General features: G+C 76.2%; 5 protein-coding genes. All 5 read right to left on the bottom strand.

The window, feature by feature from the left end:
* Positions 1 to 463 (bottom strand): hypothetical protein (locus E4P43_RS20100; protein WP_209313981.1); only part of this gene is annotated, 463 nt, incomplete at its 3' end.
* A complete protein-coding gene (locus tag E4P43_RS19615; protein WP_135147185.1) occupies positions 460 to 1,407 on the bottom strand; it encodes a transglycosylase SLT domain-containing protein in 948 nt (315 codons plus the stop codon). The genes E4P43_RS20100 and E4P43_RS19615, both read right to left, overlap by 4 nt.
* Positions 1,395 to 1,838: a flagellar FliJ family protein gene (locus E4P43_RS19610; protein WP_135147184.1), complete on the bottom strand. Its 444-nt coding sequence runs from the start codon at positions 1,836 to 1,838 to the stop codon at positions 1,395 to 1,397. Before E4P43_RS19610 ends, E4P43_RS19615 begins: the two co-directional genes overlap by 13 nt.
* On the bottom strand, positions 1,838 to 3,148 hold the full coding sequence (locus tag E4P43_RS19605) for a FliI/YscN family ATPase (protein ID WP_135147183.1): 1,311 nt from the start codon (positions 3,146 to 3,148) through the stop codon (positions 1,838 to 1,840). The genes E4P43_RS19610 and E4P43_RS19605 overlap by 1 nt, the downstream gene beginning before the upstream one ends.
* A complete protein-coding gene (locus E4P43_RS19600; protein ID WP_245159278.1) occupies positions 3,145 to 3,885 on the bottom strand; it encodes a FliH/SctL family protein in 741 nt (246 codons plus the stop codon). The genes E4P43_RS19605 and E4P43_RS19600 overlap by 4 nt, the downstream gene beginning before the upstream one ends.
* Positions 3,886 to 4,026: the final 141 nt, after the last annotated feature.

The raw sequence follows: 4,026 nt of genomic DNA, 5'->3' as shown, positions 1-4,026 counted from the left end.
CCTGCAGGACTACCCGATCGAGCAGTACATCCGCGACTCCAAGATCGACACCCTCTACGAGGGCACGACGGCGATCCAGGGCCAGGACTTCTTCTTCCGGAAGATCGTCAAGGACGGCGGCGTCGCCGGCGCCGGGGACGGCGGTCGGGGCGACGGCGGCGGGGGTGGCGGGGGTGGCGCCGAGGGCCAGGGCCCACAGCGCGGCGGCGACCCCGGCGGCCGCGGTGTCGACCACCGGAGCGGCGGTCTCCTCGCCGGTCGCGGTCTCCTCGCCGGTGGCGGCGTCGCCGGGCCGGCCCTGGCCGCCGCCGGAGGCCGCGTCGCGCACCGGCCCCTGCCCGCCGGCGAGCGCGCCGTCGAGCGCGGAGGCGAACGGTGCCGCGCTGTCGGTGGACCCGCCGTCGGACGACGAGGGGGAGGTGGCGCGCGCCGCCGGGGCGGCGACGCTCACGGGAGCGGTCATCGGTAGGCCTCCGCCTTGCTCATCACGGAGCGGACGTAGTTCTGGGTCTCGGGGAAGGGCGGGATGCCCCCGTACCGGCTCACGTTGCCCGGTCCGGCGTTGTAGGCCGCCAGGCCGAGCTCCGTCGAACCGAACTGCCTGGTCAGCGTGCTGAGGTACTTCGCGGCGCCGTCGATGGCCGAGGCCGGGTCCATCGGGTCGACCCCGAGCCCCTTGGCCGTCGCCGGCATGAACTGCATGAGGCCCTGGGCGCCGGCGGGGGAGACGGCCGCGGTGTCGAAGCCGGACTCCTGCTTGGCCACGGCCGCCAGCAGCGACGGGTCGATCCCGTGCTTGTTCGCCGCGCGGGTGAACAGGTCGGCGTAGGGCACCCCGGCCAGGGAGCCGGTCGCCGGGAGCGCGGGGGTGGCAGCGGCCTCGGGCAGGACCCGGCGGATCACCGCGGGGTTGCCGACCGCCTGCACCTTCACCGACTCGCCGGGCTGAGGCGCGGCGATCATCTGGCCGTTGCCGATGTAGATGCCCACGTGGTCGATGCCGGCCCGGGAAGACGAGTGGTCGAAGAAGACCAGGTCGCCGGGGCGGGCCTGGGCCAGCGAGGCGACCGGCTTGCCGGCGGTGGCCTGCTGCGAGGAGGTGCGCGGCAGCTCGATGCCGAGGTTGCCGAAGACCAGCTTGGTGAAGCCGGAGCAGTCCAGCCCCTTGCTGGGGTCGGTGCCGCCCCACAGGTACGGGACGCCGATGTACTTCTGCGCCTCCCCGACCACCGCGCTCTCCGAGGCGGTGCCGGGGGTGCTCGCCCAGCTGCTCGCCGAGGAGGTGCCGGTCAGGCCCGCGGCGCTGGCCGCCGAGGCCCAGCTCGCCGACGTCGCGGCCGTGGCGGTGGGGGTGAAGCGGGCCTGGATCTCGCCGATGCGGGCCTGGACCGCGCTCAGTCCGTCCATGCCTGCTCCTTCCCACGGCCGGCGCGGCCGGTGACCAGGTCGTCGACGGCGCGCTCCTCGGCGGCGTCGGCGGCGTGCTGCTGGGCTTCGCGGTGGCGCTCGGCGAGCCGCTCGAGGGCCTTGGTGCGCTGCGCGGCGGCGGTCCACTGCGCGCGCACCGCCTCGGCCTGCTCGGCCTGCGCCGTCGCCAGCGCCCGCGCGTCGGCGGCGTCGGTCGCGGCGGTGCGCAGCAGCACCATGGCGGCGACGAACGAGCCCGACGGCATGGACCGGGGGAGCACCGCGCCGGTCAGCGCCGTCTCCTGCTCGGTGGCGCGCCGGTCGGCGTCGGCCGCGGCGTTCATGGCCGCCGCGGCGGCCGCGGCGGCCGCCCGCTCCTCGCTGCGGCGCAGCTCCAGGACCGGCTGCAGCCTGAACTTCGCCTTCTTCATCAGGCGCCCCGCACGATCCGCTGCAGCCACGCCCAGGCCTCGGCGGCCGATGTCGACTCGCCGAGCGGCTGCTGCAGGAAGGCGTCGATCTGCGGAGCGAGCTGGCGGGCGCGGTCGACCAGTGGGTCGCTGCCGGCCTGGTAGGCGCCGATCTCGATGAGCTCGCGCACGTCGCGCAGCGCCCCCATGAGCCGGCGGATCTCCCGGGCGTCGGTCATCTGGGCCGGGGGCACGACCGCACCGGCGACGCGGGAGATGGACTCCAGCACGTCGATGGCGGGGAAGTGGCCGGTCGTGGCGAGCTTGCGGGTGAGCACGATGTGCCCGTCGAGGATGGAGCGGGCGGTGTCGGCGATCGGCTCGTTGTGGTCGTCGCCCTCGACCAGGACGGTGTAGAGGCCGGTGATGGAGCCGACGGCGCCGGTGCCGGCCTTCTCCAGCAGCTGCGGCATCATCGCGAAGACGCTCGGCGGGTAGCCACGCGTAGCCGGCGGCTCGCCCGCGGACAGGCCCACCTCGCGCTGGGCCATGGCCGTGCGGGTGATGGAGTCCATGAGCAGCAGCACGTCGCGGCCCTCGTCGCGGAACGCCTCGGCGATGCGGGTCGCCACGAAGGCGGCCTTCAGCCGCACCAGTGGCGGCTCGTCGGAGGTGGCGACGACGACGACGGTGCGTGCCATCCCCTCGGCGCCGAGGTTCTCCTCGATGAACTCGCGGACCTCACGTCCGCGCTCGCCGATCAGGCCGATGACGCGGACGTCGGCGTCGGTGCCGCGGGTGATCTGGGCCATGAGGCTGGACTTGCCGACGCCGGAGCCGGCGAAGATCCCCAGCCGCTGGCCCTTGCCGCAGGGGACGAGGGTGTCCAGGGCGCGGACGCCGAAGTGCAGCGGCTCCTCCACGCGGGTGCGGGAGAGGGCGTGCGGCGTCTGGGTCTCCAGGTCCACCCAGGAGACGTGGCTGCCCAGCGGGGGGCCGCCGTCGACCGGCCGGCCGAGGCCGTCGAGGACGCGGCCGAGCAGGGCCTGCCCGACCGGGACCTGCAGCGGGCGCCCGGTGGCGCGCACGGGGGCGCCGGAGTGCACGCCGGACAGGCCGCCCAGCGGCATGCAGGTGAGCCGGTCGCGCCCCACGGCGACGACCTCGGCCAGCAGCGGCCGGTCGGCCGGGTTGATCTCGACCAGGTCGCCCACCGCGGCGCTGACGCCGTCGACGCTGAGCGTGAGGCCCATCGCGCCGGTCACCGAGCCGGTGACCTGCGGACGGGCGGCGGCGCGGGCGCGCTCGAGCACCAGCGGGGAGACGGTCACGAGCCGAGCACCGCCTGGACCCGCGCCAGCGCGGAGCCCAGCTGCGCGTCGATCCGGCGGGGGCCGCTCTCGGCGACGGCGCCGGCCCGCTCGACCGACGGGTCGGGGACGACGCGGACGCTGTCGGGCAGGTCCGCGAAGGCGTCGGCGGGGACCTCGGCGAGGTCGTCGGGGTGCAGCCGGACGACGGCGGGGGCGTCGGCCGGGCAGAGGGTGAGGGCGCGGCGGACGGCGTCCATGACCGGGTCGGTCGCGAGCGCCAGCTCCCGGCCCAGGAGGTCCTCGACGAGGGTCAGGACCGTGCCGATGATCGAGTCGCGGATGTCGTCCGCGACGGGCAGCGCGGCCTCGTCCAGGTGGCGGGCGGCCGCACCGAGCGCGGCGGTCGCCGACACCAGCCGGCGCTCCCAGCGCGCCTGGACCTCGGCGAGCCGGACCTCGGCGGCGCGCTCGGCCTCGGCGACGACCTGCTCGGCGGCGACCAGGCCCTCGGCGTGCCCGGCGGCGAACCCCTCGGCGTGCGCCCGGGCGCGCAGCCGGTCGAGCTCCTCGGCGTAGACGTCACCGAGCCGGAACGACGGCTTGCCGCCGCTGACCGGCTGGTCCTCGGCCCGGCGCACGCTGGTGCGCCGCTCGACCACGGCCGGCTGCACGGCGACGGCGCCCGACGCCGCGCGGGCGATGGGGGAGGACCGGACGGTCGTGACGGCGGACGCCGACGGGGCGGCCTGGGCCACCGGCAGGTCCTCGATGGCCGGCCGGGTGAGCGTGCTGCTCGTCGAGCACCACATGGACCTGGTCATGCGGGTGTGCGACCGGATCACCGTCCTGGACTCGGGCAAGCAGATCGCCGCCGGCACCCCGGCGGAGGTCCAGGC

The sequence above is a fragment of the Blastococcus sp. TF02A-35 genome (assembly GCF_004571075.1).
GTDB lineage: Bacteria > Actinomycetota > Actinomycetes > Mycobacteriales > Geodermatophilaceae > Blastococcus.
The sequence above is the reverse complement of the archived record's forward strand: the minus strand, read 5'-3'. Positions and strand labels throughout refer to the sequence as shown.